This is a genomic window from Streptomyces sp. NPDC052107 (assembly GCF_040680215.1).
Taxonomy (GTDB): domain Bacteria; phylum Actinomycetota; class Actinomycetes; order Streptomycetales; family Streptomycetaceae; genus Streptomyces.
Map to the genome: position 1 here is coordinate 85,309 of NZ_JBFAWG010000014.1, position 18,957 is coordinate 104,265.

7 protein-coding genes are annotated in these 18,957 nt (G+C 69.7%); 6 read left to right on the forward strand and 1 reads right to left on the reverse strand.

Annotated features, from left to right (window positions below; translation table 11 throughout):
• Nucleotides 1–3 precede the first annotated feature (3 nt).
• Entirely contained in the window at nt 4–6,159 is a 6,156-nt protein-coding gene (locus AB0M27_RS18170; RefSeq protein WP_365722839.1) for a LamG-like jellyroll fold domain-containing protein, read from the reverse strand.
• A gap of 337 nt (nt 6,160–6,496) precedes the next feature.
• Here AB0M27_RS18170 and AB0M27_RS18175 point away from each other — a divergent pair, with 337 nt between their 5' ends.
• The 6 genes from AB0M27_RS18175 (at nt 6,497) to AB0M27_RS18200 (ending at nt 18,746) form a co-directional block, all read left to right on the forward strand.
• A complete protein-coding gene (locus tag AB0M27_RS18175; protein ID WP_365722841.1) occupies nt 6,497–13,219 on the forward strand; it encodes an RHS repeat-associated core domain-containing protein in 6,723 nt (2,240 codons plus the stop codon).
• A 39-nt stretch (nt 13,220–13,258) separates the two neighbouring features.
• Nucleotides 13,259–13,627, forward strand: a complete 369-nt coding sequence (locus AB0M27_RS18180) for a hypothetical protein (protein WP_365722843.1) — start codon at nt 13,259–13,261, stop codon at nt 13,625–13,627.
• An 88-nt stretch (nt 13,628–13,715) separates the two neighbouring features.
• A complete protein-coding gene (locus AB0M27_RS18185) occupies nt 13,716–14,549 on the forward strand; it encodes a M55 family metallopeptidase (protein ID WP_365722845.1) in 834 nt (277 codons plus the stop codon).
• Nucleotides 14,542–15,858: a M20/M25/M40 family metallo-hydrolase gene (locus AB0M27_RS18190; RefSeq protein WP_365722847.1), complete on the forward strand. Its 1,317-nt coding sequence runs from the start codon at nt 14,542–14,544 to the stop codon at nt 15,856–15,858. Before AB0M27_RS18185 ends, AB0M27_RS18190 begins: the two co-directional genes overlap by 8 nt.
• Before the next feature lie 3 nt (nt 15,859–15,861).
• On the forward strand, nt 15,862–17,826 hold the full coding sequence (locus tag AB0M27_RS18195) for a prolyl oligopeptidase family serine peptidase (RefSeq protein WP_365722849.1): 1,965 nt from the start codon (nt 15,862–15,864) through the stop codon (nt 17,824–17,826).
• On the forward strand, nt 17,823–18,746 hold the full coding sequence (locus AB0M27_RS18200; RefSeq protein WP_365722851.1) for an LD-carboxypeptidase: 924 nt from the start codon (nt 17,823–17,825) through the stop codon (nt 18,744–18,746). Before AB0M27_RS18195 ends, AB0M27_RS18200 begins: the two co-directional genes overlap by 4 nt.
• Nucleotides 18,747–18,957: the final 211 nt, after the last annotated feature.

The following is an 18,957-nucleotide window of genomic DNA, read 5'->3' on the forward strand; positions in this document are numbered from 1 at the left end:
GGGTCAGTGCAGGGCGCCGACCTCGGTCGCCGAGAGGGTCCGCGGGTAGACGTGGACGTCGGCGACGGAACCGGGGAACGCCAGGTACGGGGTCGGGGCGGAGGCGCTGTTGACGCAGCCGCCGATGGTCAGGGGCAGGGACGAGTCGTACTGGGGGCTGAGGTTCTTCGCCGTTCCCATCAGGGTGCCGTCCTGGTAGAGGGACATCGTGCCGGTGCTGGAGTCCCCGGCTACCGGTGCCTGATAGGTGGCGACCAGGTGGGTCCAGACACCGACGACGCCGGTATTGGCGTCTCCTTCCGCCGTGGGGAAGTCGGAGCTCGGATCGTTGCTGGTGGTGGTCTGGAACATCCAGCCCTGGTTGCTCTTGTCGTAGGCGAGATAGAACGCCTGGTGCGTGGTGGTTCCCTGACAGATCGCGGCGGTTCCCAGCGCCGAGTTGATCTTCACCCAGGCGGAGACGGTGTAGTCACCGAGGGTGTTCACCGCGCTCTGCTTGCTCTTGAGGAAGCCGGTGCTGCCGTCGAAGGCAACACTGCCGGACAGCCCGCTCGGCGCGTCCGTGCCGAAGGCGGCGCTGCCGGAGGCGGTCAGCGGGTTCAAGGAGGCCGTGTCGGTGCCGTTCGGGGACAGCTTCCATTCGTCCTCGGGCATGCCCTTGTCCCAGCCGGTCGGCACGATCACGCTGTTCGTGCCGGCCTCGCTCGCGGTCATGGCGTACGGGTAGACCTGCACGTCGGAGACGGAACCAGGGAAGGCGTTGTACGGCGAGGTCGCGTCGGGGCTGTTGACGCAGCCGCCGATGGTCAGGGGCATGGAGGAGTCGTACTGCGGCGTGGGGTTGATCGCGGTGCCCATCAGGGTGCCGTTCTGGTAGATCGACATCACCCCGGTGCTGTCGTCTCCGTCGACGGGCGCGGTGTAGGTGACCAGGAGGTGGGTCCAGGTGCCGAGGGCGCCGGTGCCCGCGTCTCCTTCCGCGGTGGGGAAGTCGGCGTTGTCGTCGTTGGTGGTCGTGGTCTGGAACATCCAGCCCTGGTTGCCCCGGTCGTATCCGATGTAGAACGCCTGGTGCTGACTGGTGCCCTCGCAGATGGCCGTGGCGGGATTGTCCGCCGAGTCGAGCTTCACCCAGGCGGAGACGGTGTAGTCGGCGAGTGTGTTGACCGCCGTGTGGTCGCTCTCCAGGAACCCGGTGCTGCCGTCGAAGTGCGTGGCCGTGGTCGGGGCGTTGATCGCGTCGGGTCCGGCCGAGTTGAAGGTCGCCCCGCCGACCGCGGTGAACGGGTTGTCCCCGCGTGCGTCGGTGCCGTCGGTGGCCAGGTCCCATTCGTTGTCGGGGGTGTCGCCGGCGGTGGCCTCTGGGACGATCAGGTTCGGCGCGATGCTGACGACCTGGGTGTTGGTGTCGTTGAGGTACCGGGCGCCGAGGTCGGCGTAGTACGCGTCGGACGGGTTGCCGCCCGAGAGGTCCGCCGCCTTCACCGTTGAAGAGGTGGCCGTGCCGTCCGTGGAGACCGCCGCGGCGAAGTCGATGACCTGCGTCGGGAAGTTGTCGAGCAGGTAGCCGTTCACCTGCTCACGTGCGGACTCCTGGGTCGCCGTGCCCGGGTGGGCGGCAGTGAACGGCGGGATGGTGGTGAGGTAGACGGTGATGTTGGAGTTCTGCGTGACCGGCTGCCCGTTGGCGTAAGTCTGTCCGTCGTCGGTCGCGTACGAGCTCAGCTCACTGTTGAGCGCGGCCAGTCCGTTCTCGACCTTGGCCGCACAGGTGTTGGCGTCGCTGGCGCAGTTGAGCAGGTCGGCGGAGCCGGTGGAGACGAGAACGGTACGTACGTTCCCCTGGGCCAGTGCATTGCGGTCGACCGGGTTGAGCGCGTTGGTCGGGGTGTCGCTGCTGGTCTGCGGCAGCAGGTTGTCGTTCAGGCTGTTGCTGTTGGTGCCGGCGTTGAGCACGCCGTAGTCCACGGTGCCGTCCCCGTTCGGGTCGCCCACGATGGCGTCGGTGACGGCGTCGCTGAGGTGGTGCCGGCCGTCGCCGCTCGCGGTGTCCCCATTGACGCTCTGGTCGCCGTAGAGGACCAGTGAGCCGGTGGGGGCGGAGGTGGGCGTGGTGACGTCGATGCCGGCCAGGTACGGCAGACCGGTGTACGTCGTCTGGGTGAACTTCGTGGCCGCGGTGTCACCGGTGCGGTTGGCCGCGTCGCTGACCCACACAGGTGTCCGGGCCGTGGCATGACCGGGCATGGCGGACACCGAACCGTGCACCTGCAGGCTGACCAGCACGGTCGCCTGCTGGTCGACGTGCAGCGTCACCGGGTCGCTGGTGACGTCCCCGCCCGCCGGGATGCTGACGAAGGCGGCGCCGCCGAAGGCCAGCGGCACCGGTGCCGCGGCCGCCGTGGCGCCGCCCGCGGTGCCGTCCTGCAGGGCGACGGAGGCCGCGTCGAAGGTCACCGGGCCGGTGCCCGTGGCGTTGGACAGGTGGATGCGCACGCCGTCCCCGGCGTCGGTGCCGATGCTGACATGGGCCGGGATACGCAGCGTCTGCCCGTTGACGGAGGCGGTGGTGCCGCCGGACTGCTGCACCTTGGCGGTGTCCGGTACGGAGGACCAGGTGCCGACCCAGTGCTTGGCGCCGGCGACGGTCAGCGGTCGCACGCCCATCCCGAGGATGTGCAGGCTGGGCTGTCCGGACTGGACGCCGTTGGTGAACAGGGGCAGGGAGATGCTGCTGACGACCGAGCCGGGGCAGGCCAGCGGAACGCTGATCGCGTAGATCTTCGGGCCGCTGCTGGGGCTGGTCTGGGTGTTGTCCTTGTGGTTCTCGTGGGCGAGGGTCAGTGTGGCCGCGGAGGCGGGCCCGCTGATCCAGTCGGGCACGGTGTCCAGCTGGTAGGACTGGTCGGCGGGGTTGCCGTCGGGATCCAGGCAGTTGTTCCTGCCGTAGGTGATGGTGCCCGTGGCGCCCTTGGCGGCGCCGCCGGTGGCGAAGACGAGGAAGACCACGGCGTCACCGGTGTTCACCACGCCGCTGCCCGGCACGGTGATCGTCTGTCCGGAGGCGAGCATGTTGTCGTAGGTGCCGGTGCCGAACTTCGGCAGCGTGACGGTGGCGCCGTCGACGGTGACGGTCTTCCCGCTCTGCCAGCCCGACGTACCCGTCAGATCGGCGGAGTTGATGCTGTTGCCGTTACCGTCCGCGTCGGCCGGGCCGGTCGTGGTGGTGAAGGTGCTGGTGGCGGTGTTGTTCTGGCAGCTGCCGGTCGAGTTGACCGCGCAGGACAGCGCCGGTGCGAGCCGAAGTACGTCGATACCCGCCTGGTAGCCGGTGGACGCGGTGTTCTTGCCGCTCAGGCTGAGGGTCAGGGTGTGCACCCCCTGCTTGAGGCTGAGCAGCTGACCGCTCGAGTCCCTGGGGATGCCCAGGTCCATGTACCGCGTGGTGACGTAGGAGTTGTAGGCGTCGAAGTCGCTGATCAGGGTGGCCTGGGTGGACTTGCCCGCGTCCAGGACCAGACTGTAGGTGCCGTAGTCCTTGGCCTTGGTCAGGTTGGCCCCGAAGCTCCAGGGGCCGTCCTTGGGGATGTCGAAGCTGAAGGTGGCGCTGTCACCGCTGATCACCTTCGAGGTGCTGCTCTTGTTGGCGAGCATGGCCTGGTAGCCGTCGGCGAACTCGTAGCCACTGCCGGCGGCCTGGGTGATCAGCTGACCGCCCTTGGTGGTGGTGGTCGCCTTGGGCACGACGGTGGTCGTGCCGTCGCTGTTGGTCGCCGTCCAGCCGTTGACCATCTTGTCGCCGTAGGCGTACGTCGGTGTGCTGGTGCCGGCGTAGAAGGCGTAGGCGGCCTGGGTGACGGACGTCGAGCCGGCCTGGTCGACGGCCTTGGCGTACAGGGTGTGCGGTCCCGCCGTGCCCGGGACGAACTTGGGGGAGGCACTGCCGTTGACGACCGAGGTGCCGGTACCGGCGCCGTTGTCGGAGGTCACGTAGTACACATGGCCCGCTGTGATCTTCGTGCTCGACGTCACGTGCGTGACATTGGTGCTGGTGTACACCGTGTTGCCGAGCGTCGCGTCCAGCGAGAACAGGTAACCGGTGATGTTGTTCGTGTGGTTGTTGCTGAGCGTGAAGGTGCCCGTGTCGCCGAACGCGGCGCCGATCTGCTTGGCCGGGAACTGACTGGAGGTCACCGTCGGTGCGGGCGGCGCGCTGGTGTCCACGGTGAAGGTCTGGGTCTTGGTCCAGATGCCGGAGCCGCTGTTCGTCCAGTAGCCGGCCGCGTTCTGCGCGGTGGCCTTCCACGTGTAGGTGCCGTCCGGCAGGCTGGGGGTGGTCCAGTCGCTGCCGTTGGTGTTGTACCGGGGGCGCTTCTTCGAGTCCGTGCTGGGACCGTAGCCCGTACCCACCAGGGTGCCGGAGGAGTTGTAGACGTCGTACAGGATCCGCACCAGCTCACTGCCGCCGGCCAGGTCGGGGTCGACCGCACGGGCGGACAGTGTCGGGGTGTGGGTGGTGGTCATCGTCTTGCCCATGCTCACCGTGGACGGCTTGATGGCCGGGGTGCCGGTACCGTTCTTGAGCTTGGGCCGGTAGCTGTAGGTGACCGACATGGTCGCGCCGCCGCCGTAGGCGAGCTGTTTCCACTGGTGCGGGTCGTCCATGTCGGGTGACTGGACCATCAGCGTCATGCTCTTCCAGCCGCCGGCCGTCGCACTCCGCGCCCGGGACGTCACGTCGAACTCGAGCGACGGCGGGCTGACCCAGGAGTTGGAACCTTCGGTGACCGGGCAGGTGCCGGCCTCGTGGCTCTTGGGATCGGTGCCGAGCGAGCCGGTACGGCCTCCGGGCTCGTGGCCCCAGTACAGCGACGAGGAGCTCCACCCGGCCGGGCGGTCGGTGCCGTAGACGGCGGCCGGGGTGTCGTCACAGGAGGCTGCGGAGAGCTGCTTCACGTACAGCGAGGCATGGGTGACAACGGCGCCCTTGATGCCGCTGGTGTTCAACTGGTAGTAGGTGCGGGCCCGTTCGCCGTTGCCGGGATAGGAGTTGTCCCATCCTTCGCGGGCGTTGGTGGAACCCGAAGTGGACGTCGAGTTGTAGACGTTCCAGCCGTTGTCGGAGATCCGTGCCCAGTCCAGCTGGGACGGCCTGCCGCTCCACTCCGGGTCCACGTACACGGGGTAGGCGGTGCTCTTGGCCGTGAGCAACTCCCTGTCCAGCCCCAGAAGTTGTTTGCCGTGCCGTAGGGTCACGCGGACCTGGGAGCGGTGCTTGCCGACCTTGGCCGCCGCCTTGTGCTCGGCCCGGGCGGCGGAGGCGTTCGCGGTGTGGGCCAAGGGCTCGCCTGCGGCCTCGTGGCCGGCGCTGTCCCACATGAGCGCGGTGTCGCTGTGGAAGACCGTCTTGCCCGTGCGCTTGTCCGTGGCCTGGGCACCGCCGTCGCGGGTGCCGGTCAGCGTGAGGTTGGCCGAGGTGGTGTCGAGCGCGAAGCTCCGCAGGCGTGGATCGGCCGCCGCCTTCGGCGACTTGATCACGAGGATCGAGGAGTATCCGGAGGCGTCCGCCGTCAGCTGCAGGTCGACCTGGGGCAGCACGTCCGGGTAGGTGGCGGTGTCACCGGAGACCACCGGTTTCGGTAGTGCGCCCGGCCAGGAGAAGCCCAGTTTGTCCGTGCCGCTGCGCATCGTGACCAGCGCACCGGAGCCGCCGCCGGAGAAGGCCACGTCGGTCACGGCGGCCCTGGGCGCCCAGCTTCCGTCCGCCTGCCGCACCAGCGTGGTGTCGATAGGCACCCACTTCCCGTGCTGTCGCGTGCGCTCGGGCATCGAGGAGTCGGTCAGCGTGAAGGTGCCGTCGGGGTTGGCCACCACCAGCGTCCCGACATCGGTGAGTTGATCGACCGTCACCGGCTTGCCGGTCGCCTTCGCCCGGGCGGACGCCGTCTCCGTGGGGTTGAGACGCCGGGCCGCGGACTGCGAACTCGGCCGGTGCGACGCCGGCTTCGGGTGGGACGAGCGGGTGGGGGCGGCGGGTGCCGCGTGAGCCGTCACCGTGGCGGTCAGCGAGCCCGTGGCCAGGGCCGCGACAACGGCGACGGCGACGGGTCTGGACGCGGGCCGTCTGGACGCGCGCATGAGTGTGCGAAAGGCGGACATCGACGTTGGGATCCTTCGCAGGTGTCAGGCGGTCCCCCCGTGGGTCCGCGCCGCTGTGCATTCTCAGCGCCGACCGTCGCGGGGGTCCATCGCGGATTGATCGCTCGCTGTTCGCGCACAGTCCGTTTTTGACGGGTGCGGGTCAACTTGACGTCCCGGCTGGGTAATTCCTTTGCTCTTCGTGTGGAGATCCTTTGCGTCTTGTGTCGATCGCAGGCCCTAGCGTGAGGGTTCCGCGGGGGGTTCGATCTACTGTGCCCTCCTCTTGACATGCCCTCAATCGCAGTTCGTTCAGGGCGAGTTGGGTGTCCATGGTTCGGGGAGGGGAACGCACACCATGGTGCGAAGAACGGGGTTTCGTCGTACGACACTGGCCGCGGCCGGCGCTCTGATCGCGGGGTTGCTGCCCACGGGCGTGGCCACGGCGGCCACCACGACGCAGCACCACGTGTCGGCTCCCGCCGTGCCCCACGACAAGCGGATCCCCTTCACCCGTGAGACGCCCGAGCGGGTCCCCCTGCACAAGGGCTTCAAGCACTTCGACCCCACCGCGCACGCCAAGTCGCCCGCACCGGGCAGCGCAGTGGTCACCCTGCCCGTCGCGGCCGCCACCACGCGGCTGACCGCCAAGGCGACCCAGGTACGGGCCGGACGGACGCCCGTCCTGCTGGGTGCCGGCGCGGGCGTGCGGCCGCAGGCGACCGCCGTCACCGGATCACAGCGCGTGCGGGTGACCGTGCTGGACCAGAAGACCGCGCGCGCCGCCGGCGTCCACGGCCTGCTCTTCACCCTGCGGCGCACCGGCCCTGGCAGCGGGAAGGTCTCGCTGCGGGTGGACGACTCCTCGTTCCGCTACGCCTTCGGCGGTGACTTCGCCGCGCGCCTGCACCTGGTCCAGCTGCCCGCGTGCGCGCTGACCACGCCGAAGCTGACCGAGTGCCAGGCCCAGACCGCGGTGCATACCGCACCCGGAACGCCGCTGTCCGCCCAGGTGTCCGTGCCCGCGGCAGCACCCGCCGGTCCGGGAGCCGGCGTCCCCGCCCGCTCGGCGACGGCGTCGTCCACCTCCATGGTGGTCATGGCGGCGACCTCCGGCACGTCGGGCTCCTCCGGCGACTACTCGGCGACCAGCCTGTCGCCGGGTGGCTCCTGGTCGGTCTCGGGGAACACCGGCGCTTTCACCTACAGCTACCCCATTTCGGTGCCCCCGGCGATCGGCGGCGCGGCACCGAACGTCGGTCTGTCCTACAGCTCCTCCACCCAGGACGCGCGCACCGAGGGCACCAACAACCAGTCCTCCTGGCTGGGAGACGGCTGGAACACCACCGAGGACTACATCGAGCGCACCTACAAGTCCTGCAAGGACGACTCCTCCTCCGGAGCCCCGGACAACGACGGCGACCAGTGCTGGGCGGGACAGATCCTCACCCTCTCGCTCAACGGCAAGTCCACCGACATCGTCTACGACGACGCCACCAAGACCTTCCGCCCCGCCGCCGACGACTCCACCACCAAGATCGAGGACCTGACCGGTGCCACGAACGGCACCGACAACAAGGAGTACTTCAAGGTCACCGAGGCCGGGGTGCAGTACTTCTTCGGCCTGAACCGGCTGCCGGGCTGGTCCAGCGGCAAGGACGAGACCAAGTCCGCGTGGACCCAGCCCGTTTACCACGCGCACAGCGGGGTGTCGGCGTGTCCGGACAGCACGACCTTCGCCGACACGGCCTGCACGCTGGGCTACCGGTTCAACCTGGACTACGTGGTGGACTCGCACGGCAACGCCACCGCCTGGTACTACAGCCCGGAGACCGGCTACTACGGCGCGGACACGAAGGACACCGCCGTCGCCTACACGCGCGGCGGCACCCTGTCCCGGATCGACTACGGCATGACGTCCTCGACGGTCTACTCCGGCACCGCACCGGAGCAGATCCTCTTCGACACCGCCGAGCGCTGCATCCCGGGCACCCCGTCGGGCAACACGTGCGCGGACAGCCAGTTCAACGCGGCCGACGCCGCCTACTGGCCGGACGTGCCGATCGATCTGAACTGCACCTCGGGCTCCAGCTGCACCAACCACAGTCCCAGCTTCTGGTCCCGTAAGCGCCTGACCGCCATCACCACGCAGGTCCAGACCGGCGGGACCACCAAGCAGGTCGACAAGTACACCTTCACCCAGTCCTTCCCCGACGGCGGCGACCACGCCCCCACACTCTGGCTGGACTCGGTCCAGCACACCGGCCTGGACACCCTGGGCGGCGCGTCGGGCAGCGCTTCGACACCGGCGGTGAGTTTCGACCCGCCGCTGCAGCTGCCCAACCGGGTCGGCACGATCCCGCAAATGCCGCTGATGTACCACGACCGGATCCAGACGGTCACCACCGAGACGGGCGCCGAGACGACGGTCACCTACGACCGGCCCGACTGCTCCAGCGCCCCGGCCAGCGACCCGAACGACCCCACCGACGCGGCGGCCCGGACCTTCGCCTCCACCAACACCCTGTCCTGCTTCCCGGTGTACTGGACCCCCGACGGGCAGCCCGCGCCGTGGATGGACTGGTTCTACAAGTACAAGGTCACCTCGGTCGTCACCACCGACCCGCACAACTCCTACCAGGACGGGACCCAGCCGGAGCTGGAGACCGACTACGCCTACAAGGGCAACCCCGGCTGGCACTACGACGACAACGAGCTCGTCAAGGCCAAGAACCGCACCTGGGGCCAGTTCCGCGGCTACCCGGAGGTGGACGTCACCACCGGAGACCCGAACGTCTTCCACTACACCGACGGCGCCAAGGTCCACGACCAGAAGACGCTCGCGAAGACGTACTACTTCCTGGGCATGAACGGCGACACGCTGCCCGGCGGCAAGACCCGTGCGGTGCCGGATCTGACCAGCCAGGACGGTGCGACCTCGGTCGCGGACGACGACGCGCTGGCCGGCCAGACCTTCGAGACCGACACCTACTCCGCCTCCGGCGGCAGCCTGAGCAAGGCCGTCGTGAACGTGCCCACCATCATCGGTCCCACGGCCAGCCGCAACCGCAGCGGTCTGCCGGACCTGACGGCCCAGATGGTGCGCCCCGCCAAGACGCTGACCCGCCAGGCCGTGTCGTACGGCTGGCGCAAGACCGAGACCGACACCTTCTACAACCGGACGCTGGGCAAGTCGACCACCGGCATGCCGGTGCAGGTCGACGACCGGGGCGAGACCACCGACAGCGCCAACGTCTCCAAGTGCACCTACACCCGCTACCTCACCGGCAGCCCGAGCACCCTGGTGCTGCCCGCAGAGGTCATCTCCACGTCCCAGGACTGCTCCAGCGCCGGCGCCACCCCGAGCGGTGCCCTGCTCTCCGACGTCCGTACCTCCTACGACCACAACGCCTTCGCCTACGACGGCGACGGCCAGCAGAATCCGGCACTCCCCGAGGTCGGCGACGCCACGCTGGACCAGCAGGCCTCAGCCGCCAGCGGCGCCACCGCCACCGCGTTCGTGGACCAGGCCGCCACCACCTACGACTCGTACGGCCGCACCATCAAGGCCGTCCGTACTCCCCACTCGGTCTCCCCCGACGGCAAGAGCCTCGCCCAGACCGTCTTCACCTCCTACAACCCCACCACCGGCGCGCTCCCCACGAGCAGCACGACCATCACCCAGGTCGCACCCGGTGTGGACTGCTCCACGGTGACCGTGTCGTCCAAGGACTGCCAGCTCGCGAGCAGCGCCCTGGACCCGGCACGGGGCCTGCCCACGGCCAAGACGGACGCAGCCGGCCTGCTCACCTCGCTCACCTACGACGCGCTCGGCCGCATGACCGGTGTATGGCTGCCCAACGAGATCAAGGCCAACGGCGCCCCGGCGAACACGACCTACACCTACGCCCTGTCACAGTCGGCCCCCTCGGTCGTCTCCTCCAACACGTTGCTGGACAGCGGTGGTTACGGCAGCAGCGAAACGCTGTACGACGCGATGCTGCGTCCGTTGCAGGTACAGGCGACCGCGGAGAACTCCACCACCACGGTCTCCGACACCGAATACGACTCGCACGGCTGGACGGTTGTCACCAACAACGCCTACAACGTGGCCGGCAGTCCCGGCAACAGCCTGATATCGGTCTCACAGGTCTCCATCCCCGACACCACCGTCACGGACTACGACGGACAGGGCCGGGCCGACCTGGTCACCGAGGAACACGACGGGGCCAAGACCTGGACGACGACCACCGCCTACACCGGGGACAAGACCACCGTCCTGCCGCCCAAGGGCGGGGTCGCCACCACCACGGTCGTCAACGCACGCGGTCAGACCACCGAGCTCGACCAGTACACCGCCGCGCCCACACTGAGCGGGTCCGCCGCGGCAGGCTTCACCGCCACCGGCGGCAGCCCCTCACCCACCACCTACGGCTACAACGGCGCCGGACAGCAAACCCGGGTCACCGGGCCCGACAAGGCCGTGTGGACCTTCGGCTACGACCTGCTGGGACACAAGAAGTCCCAGACCGACCCGGACGCGGGCGGCAGCAGCTACGGCTACGACGACGCGGGCAACCTGACGTCCACCACGGATGCCAAGCAGGTCGAGCTCGACTACACCTACGACCTGCTGGGCCGCAAGCTCACGGCCACCGACAAGTCCAAGTCGAACTTCGAGTTCGCCTCCTGGACCTACGACACCCTCCGGACCGGCCTGCCGACCTCGTCGACCCGCTACGTCCAGGGCACGACCGGCGGGTACACGGTGGCCACCACCGGCTACACCACCCTCGGCAAACCGACCGGCACCAGGATCACGCTGCCGGCCTCCGAGGCCCCGCTGCCGTCGACGTACACCACGACCTATACGTACACCACCAACGACCAACTGCCGAAGACACAGACCGACCCGCGCACCCAGGGCCTGAACAGCGAGACCATCACCTACGGCCGGGACGCACTGGGCAACCCGACGACCACGGCCAGCAGCATCAGCACCTACGTCGGCGCGACCGTCTACAGCAACTACGGTGAGCTCTCCCGGGTCACGTTCGGCCCGTCGACGAACCCCGCCTGGGCGACCTACAGCTACGACGACCAGACCCGACGACCGACCGACCGTCTCGTGGAGCGGACCCAGGCCCCCGGTCCGACGGTGGACGACACCAAGTACACCTACGACGCCTCCGGCAACCCGACCTCCACCACCGACCAGCAGTCGGAGACCGGCAACACCGTCACCGACCAGCAGTGCTACAGCTACGACACGCTCGACCGGCTGACCGACGCCTGGACCGCCAAGGACAACTGCGCGGCCAATCCGCCCACGAGCAGCACCCTGTCCACCACGGCCGGCTCGTACTGGCAGTCCTTCAGCTACGACGCGGTCGGCGACCGCAAGCAGAGCGTCGACCACGCCGTCGGCGGATCGGGCACCACCAGCACCACGACCTACACCGACGGCTGCACCACCGGCTGCAACAGCACCGGCGCCCAGCCGCACACCCTCACCGCCACCACGGGAGGCACCGACCCGACGAGGTTCGGCTACGACGAGATCGGCAACCTCCACACCCGCACCCCCACCAGCGGCCCCGGCCAGACGTTGACCTGGGACGACGAGAACCACCTCGCCCAGGTGGACACGGGAGGCGCCAGCCCCACCACCACCAAGTACCTCTACGACGCCGACGGCAACCAGCTGATCCGCCGCGACCCCGGCCAGACCACCCTGTTCGCCGGCGACACCGAGATCATCGTCAACACCGGCGTCACCCCCAACGTGCTGCTCGGCGCCGTCCGCACCTACAGCCACGGCGGCTCGGGTGCCCCTGTAGCAGTCCGCTCCAGCCTCGCGGGCGGGGGCACGAAGTATCTCTTCAACGACCCGCACGGCACCGCTTCCCTGGCGATGGACACCACCACCCAGCAGGTCGCCCGTCAGCAGTACACCCCCTACGGCCAGCCCCGCGCCAGCACCAACACCACCACCTGGCCCGACCCCACCCACTCCTACTTGGGCAAGCCCCAGGACGCTTCCACCGGCTACACCGACATCGGCGCCCGCAAGTACGACCCGACCCTCGGCAGCTTCATCAGTCTCGACCCCGTCTTCGAAGCCGCCAGCCCCCAGGAACTCGGCGGATACACCTACGCCGCCGACAACCCCGTCACCGGCAGCGACCCCACCGGCCTCGAATCCTGCTATCCGTCCAACTACTGCTCCGGCAGCAACGGCACGTACGGCGACTACCACTCAGAGAACGACCCGGAATCCAGCAATTACAAGGGCTCCAGCCACTACTGCGACACGCACTCCTGCACCGGTAGCAGCACCGGCGACCATTACTGCGACGGATGCCATGGGGACGGTCCTGCCCCTGTTCCGGTGCCGCCCCTGAAAACCGTCCAGATGTTCCAGCAGAAATACCCGAGCGTGGCGCAGATGGCGGACCAGGGGGACTACAACCCGCTGTACACCTATGCGGTCAATGTCGAGCTCTACTTCCGCGGGAGGTGCAGCCAGGACATGACCCAGGGCGGATGCCTGGAACTCTCGCACTTCTACCACACCTGGGCGGATGTCGATGACATCCCCGAGAACCCCTGCGCGGCGGGCTCGCTCTGCGACATGCTGCCGTTCGTCCTGGCCGGGGCCGGCGCCGCGGAGGAGGAAGCGCCTCCGGCGAGGACCGCGCCGGAGCCGGGCCTGCTGTCGGGGAACGGCGGACTGGGCATGCTGGTCAACTCGACCAAGCAATTCGATCCGAACGCACAATTGTTGGCGAACAAACTCGGCGGTCGGGCCCAAGTCGAGTTCCTGAACCTCAAGGATGTCGAATTCGATGCGGTCAGTGACGAGTATGTCGCATCCGCGAAACCCGGGAATTTCAAGATCGGTAGCGGCTTCCGAAATTCGGCAAAACGAATGTACGAGGTGGCTGCGGCCTCGGGCAGAACGCCGTACTTTCAGTTCGACAGCGAGCCCTCCAGGGATGTACTGAATGCGATCAGGCGGTATGATTCGCGATACGGAATGCAGGCGGTCATCGACATCGGTCCGCTGGCCGGTCAGTGAGCCGGGGGCTCGTGGGTGTAAGGTCAGGGGCTGATCGTCGTGGGTGTCTTCGTTAGGATCAGGGGTTGGCTGGAGTGCGATGATCGGCAGCTCGCCCAGGTCAGAGAGATCGTTGAACCGGACGATCCTGACCGGACGTACAGCGGTGGCTGGGCCTTTCCCCCGAGGCAGTACAACTTCGTCAACTGGGTTTTCTTCGGGGCCGAGATGCGCGCTCAGTCCGTCGACTGGTTCCTGGATCGACTACGGCGCGTGGCGCGGATTCCGGCCTCCGATGACGACGATGACCTGATCACCGGTCTGTTCTTCGTCAGCCACGAGGTCGAAGGCATGAGTGAGTGGCAGGTCCGCGACGGCACCGTGGTGATCCAGGCCGCGAGCGAGGCGTATCAGTTCCTCGACGAGTAGGGCGTCGTCTCCAAACGGAGTGAGCCGCAATACGACGCGGCGACGGGGACCGTAGCCCGGTTCCCGTTCGGCGCGTACCGTGCGCACCATGAAGATCCTCATCAGTGCCGACATGGAGGGGGCCACGGGCGTCACCTGGCCGGCCGACGTGCTGCCCGGGACGCCGCAGTGGGAGCGGTGCCGGTCGATGTTCACCTCGGACGTGAACGCCGCCGTGGAGGGCTTCTTCGACGGTGGCGCCGACCAGGTGCTCGTCAACGAGGCCCACTGGACCATGCGCAACCTGCTGCTGGAGCGGCTTGACGAGCGGGTCGAGATGCTCACCGGGCGGCACAAGGCGCTGTCGATGGTGGAGGGCGTGCAAAGCGGAGACGTCGACGGCATCGCGTTCGTCGGCTACCACGCGGGCGCCGGCGCGGAGGGCGTCCTCGCCCACACCTACCTCGCCAACCAGATCACCGGGGTGTGGCTGAACGACGTCCGCGCCAGCGAGGGCCTGCTCAACGCGCACGTCGTCGCCGAGTACGGCGTCCCCGTCGTCCTCGTCACCGGGGACGACGTGGCCTGCGAGGACGCGCTCGGCTACGCGCCGGAGGCGTTGAAGGTCGCCGTGAAGGACCACGTGTCCCGGTATGCGGCGGTGTGCCGGACGCCTGCGCGTACGGCCGCCGACATCCGCGCCGCCGCCAAGGAGGCCGCACGGCTGGCGGTGCGCCACGAGCCCGTCGAGGCGGGGCCGTTCACGGTCGCCGTGGAGTTCGACGCCGAGCACCTGGCGACGGCCGCGACCGTCGTGCCCGGGGTCGCGCGCATCGGAGAGCGGAAGGTGGCGTACACCAGCGCCACGATGTACGAGGGGATCCGGACGTTCAAGGCGGTCACGACGATCGTCTCCGCCGCCGTGGAGGAGCAGTATGGCTGACCAGCAGGCCGACGAGCCGGCCCTCACCGAGGTCGTGGAGTTCACCTCGGAGCTGATCCGCATCGACACCACCAACCGGGGCGGCGGGGACTGCCGGGAGCGGCCCGCCGCGGAGTACGCGGCCGAGCGGCTGGCCGGGGCCGGACTGGAACCCGTGCTGCTGGAGCGGACGCCGGGCCGGACCAACGTCGTCGCCCGGATCGAGGGCACCGACCCCTCCGCCGACGCGCTGCTGGTGCACGGTCACCTCGACGTGGTGCCCGCGGAGGCCGCCGACTGGAGCGTGCACCCGTTCTCGGGCGAGATCCGCGACGGAGTGGTGTGGGGGCGGGGCGCCGTCGACATGAAGAACATGGACGCGATGATCCTCGCGGTCGTCCGGTCCTGGGCCCGGCAGGGCGTACGGCCGCGCCGGGACGTCGTCGTCGCGTTCACCGCCGACGAGGAGGCCAGCGCCGAGGACGGCTCCGGGTTCCTCGCCGACCGGCACCCCGAGCTGTTCGAGGGCTGCACCGAAGGCATCAGCGAGTCCGGCGCGTTCACCTTCCACGACGGCGCCGGCCGGCAGCTCTACCCCATCGCGGCGGGGGAGCGGGGCACCGGCTGGCTCAAGCTCACCGCGCGCGGCCGGGCCGGGCACGGCTCCAAGGTGAACAAGGAGAACGCGGTGACAAGGCTGGCCGCCGCCGTCACCCGCATCGGCGAGCACGAGTGGCGCCTGAGACTCACCCCGACCGTACGGGCCGCGCTCACCGAACTCGCCGCCCTGTACGGCGTCGAGCCCGACCTCACGGACGTGGACCAGCTGCTGGAGAAGCTCGGCCCGGCGGCGAAGCTGGTCGAGGCGACCCTGCGCAATAGCGCCAACCCGACCATGCTGAACGCCGGCTACAAGCTGAACGTGATCCCCGGCGAGGCGGTCGCCTACGTCGACGGGCGCTATCTGCCGGGCGGCGAGGAGGAGTTCACCGCCACCCTCGAACATCTGACGGGACCGGACGTGAGCTGGGAGTTCGCGCACCGGGAGGTAGCCCTGCAGGCGCCCGTGGACTCGCCGACCTACGCGAAGATGCGGGCCGCCGTCGAGGAGTTCGCGCCCGAAGGGCACGTGGTGCCGTACTGCATGTCGGGCGGCACGGACGCCAAGCAGTTCTCCCGGCTCGGCATCACCGGCTATGGTTTCGCCCCGCTGAAGCTGCCCGAGGGCCTCGACTACCAGGCGCTGTTCCACGGCGTGGACGAGCGGGTGCCGGTCGAGGCGCTGCACTTCGGCGTCCGGGTGCTCGACCGGTTCCTGCGGACGGCCTAGACGATGGGGGACGAGATGCTGAAGACACCGTACGGATCCTGGCCGTCGCCCGTCGACGCGGCCCTGGCCGCCGCGCACGACGGCCGGCCGGAGTGGCCGGGCTTCGTCGGGGACGAGACCTGGTGGACCGAACCCCGGCCGAACGAGGGCGGCCGCCGCGCCCTGGTACGCCGCCGCGCCGACGGAACCGAGGAGTCGGTGCTGCCCGCGCCGTGGAACGTGCGCAGCCGGGTCATCGAGTACGGCGGCCGGCCCTGGGCCGGGGTGGTACGCGACGGGGAACCCCTCGTCGTCTTCGTGAACTTCGCCGACCAGCGGCTCTACCGGTACGAACCCGGCGGCGAGCCGCGCCCGCTGACCCCGGTGTCGCCCGTGGGCGGCGGGCTGCGGTGGGCCGAACCGCGCGTGGACGTAGCGCGCGGTGAAGTGTGGTGCGTGCTGGAGGAGTTCACCGGGGAGGGTCCCGGTGACGTGCGGCGCGTCCTCGCCGCCGTACCACTGGACGGCTCGGCCGCCGAGGACCGCGGCGCCGTCCGGGAACTCTCCGACGGCCGGCACCGGTTCGTCACCGGGGCGCGCCTCGCCCCCGACGGCCGCCGCGCCGCCTGGCTCGCCTGGGACCATCCGCGCATGCCGTGGGACGGCACGGAGCTGCTCGTGGCCGACGTAGGCGACGACGGCACGCTGCGGGACGCGCGTAGCGTCGCCGGCGGACCGGACGAGGCCGTCGCCCAGGTGGAGTGGGCCGCCGACGGCAGGCTGCTCTACAGCAGCGACCGCAGCGGCTGGTGGAACCTCTACCGCGACGGCACCCCGCTGTGCCCGCGCCACGAGGAGTTCGGCGGCCCCCTGTGGCAGCTCGGCCTGCGCTGGTTCGCGCCGCTGGGCAACGGGCTGATCGCGGTCGTCCACGGCAAGGGGTCGACCGTACTCGGCATCCTGGATCCGGAATCCGGAGAGATCGTCGACGCCGCCGGCCCGTGGACCGAGTTCTCGGCCCATCTCGCGGCCCACGGCGCACGGGTGGTCGCGATCGGGGCCAGCCCGCGCACCGCCGTCGAGGTGGTCGAGCTGGACACCGTCACCGGCCGGGCCCGCGCCATCGGCGCCCGGCACCGGGACGCCGTCGACCCCGCGTACTACCCGGAGCCGCAGCTCCGCGTCTTCACCGGCCCCGACGGCCGCGAGGTGCACGCCCACGTCTACCCGCCGCACCACCCCCAACACACCGCGCCCGACGGCGAGTTGCCGCCCTACGTCATCTGGGCGCACGGCGGCCCCACCAGCCGGGTGCCGCTCGTGCTGGACCTGGAGATCGCCTACTTCACCTCGCGCGGCATCGGCGTCGCCGAGGTGAACTACGGCGGCTCCACCGGTTACGGCCGGGCCTACCGCGAGCGGCTGCGTGAGCAGTGGGGCGTGGTCGACGTCGAGGACTGCGCGGCCGTCGCCCGCGCCCTCGCCGACGAGGGCACCGCCGATCCCGCCCGGATCGCGATCCGGGGCGGCAGCGCGGGCGGCTGGACCACCGCCGCCTCCCTGACCACCACCGACGTCTACGCCTGCGGCACCATCATCTACCCCGTGCTGGACCTGGCCACCTGGGGCCCGGGGGAGACCCACGACTTCGAGTCCCGCTACCTGGAGTCGCTGATCGGCCCTCTCGCCGAGGTGCCCGCCCGGTACACCGACCGCTCGCCGACCACCCACGCCGACCGGCTCACCGCGCCGTTCCTGCTCCTCCAGGGCCTGGACGACGTGATCTGCCCGCCCGCCCAGTGCGAACGCTTCCTCGCCCGGATCGCCGACCGGGACGTGCCGCACGCCTACCTCACCTTCGAGGGAGAGGGGCACGGGTTCCGGCGTGCGGAGACCATGGTGCGCGCCCTGGAGGCGGAAATGTCCCTGTACGCCCAGGTGTTCAAGCTGGACGTGCCCGATGTGCCGAGACTGGGGTTGCACACGTGAAGGAACTGACGCGCCCGGAGCGGCTGGCCCCGGGCGTCCGGGTGGCCGTCGTCGCCCCCAGCGGGCCGGTGCCCGAGGAACGGCTCCAGGCGGGGCTCGACGTGCTGCGCGGCTGGGACCTGGATCCGGTCGTGGCACCCCATGTGCTCGACCGGCACGGGGAGTTCGACTACCTGGCCGGCCGGGACGCCGACCGTGCGGCCGACCTCCAGAACGCCTGGTGCGACCCGTCCGTCGCCGCGGTGCTGTGCGCCCGCGGCGGGTACGGCGCCCAGCGCATGGTCGACCTGCTGGACTGGGACGCGATGCGGGCGGCCGGTCCCAAGGTGTTCGTGGGCTTCAGCGACGTCACCGTGCTGCACCAGGCGTTCGCCACCCGGCTGGGCCTGGTCAGCCTGTACGGACCGGCCGCCGCCGGGGTCGACTTCATCAAGAGCGCCCGCGCACAGGAGCATCTGCGCTCCACCCTGTTCGCTCCGGAGAGCGTGCGGACCCTGACCTCGGCCGGGGCAGGGCTGGCGCCCGGCCGGGCCCGGGGGATCACGCTCGGTGGCTGTCTGGCCCTGCTGGCCTCCGACCTCGGCACCCCGTACGCCCGGCCCGGTGCACGGGGCGGGCTGCTGCTCCTGGAGGACGTGGCCGAAGCGCCGTACCGCGTCGACCGGATGCTGACCCAGTTGGTGCGCTCCGGCTGGCTCGACGGGGTCACCGGGATCGGGCTCGGCTCCTGGCGCGACTGCGGCCGTTACGAGGAACTGCGCCCGGTCCTCGCCGACCGGCTCGGCGGACTCGGGGTGCCGGTGGTGGAGGAGCTGGGATTCGGGCACTGCGACGACGCGGTGACCGTTCCGTTCGGTGTGCCAGCCGAACTCGACGCGGACGCAGGCACGTTGACTCTGGACGAGCCCGCGTTGCGCTGACGACACGCACTGAATCTCCGTCAAGAAACCACGCACACACTGATCGACCGGGATCTGACACACCGGACTGGCCGGATGTCGGGGGCTGGTTCGGGTGGTTGGGCTGGGGTTGGGCCGGCCGGATGTCGGGGGCTGGTTCGGGTGGTTGGGCTGGGGTTGGGCCGGCCGGATGTCGGGGGCTGGTTCGGGTGGTTGGGCTGGGGTTGGGCCG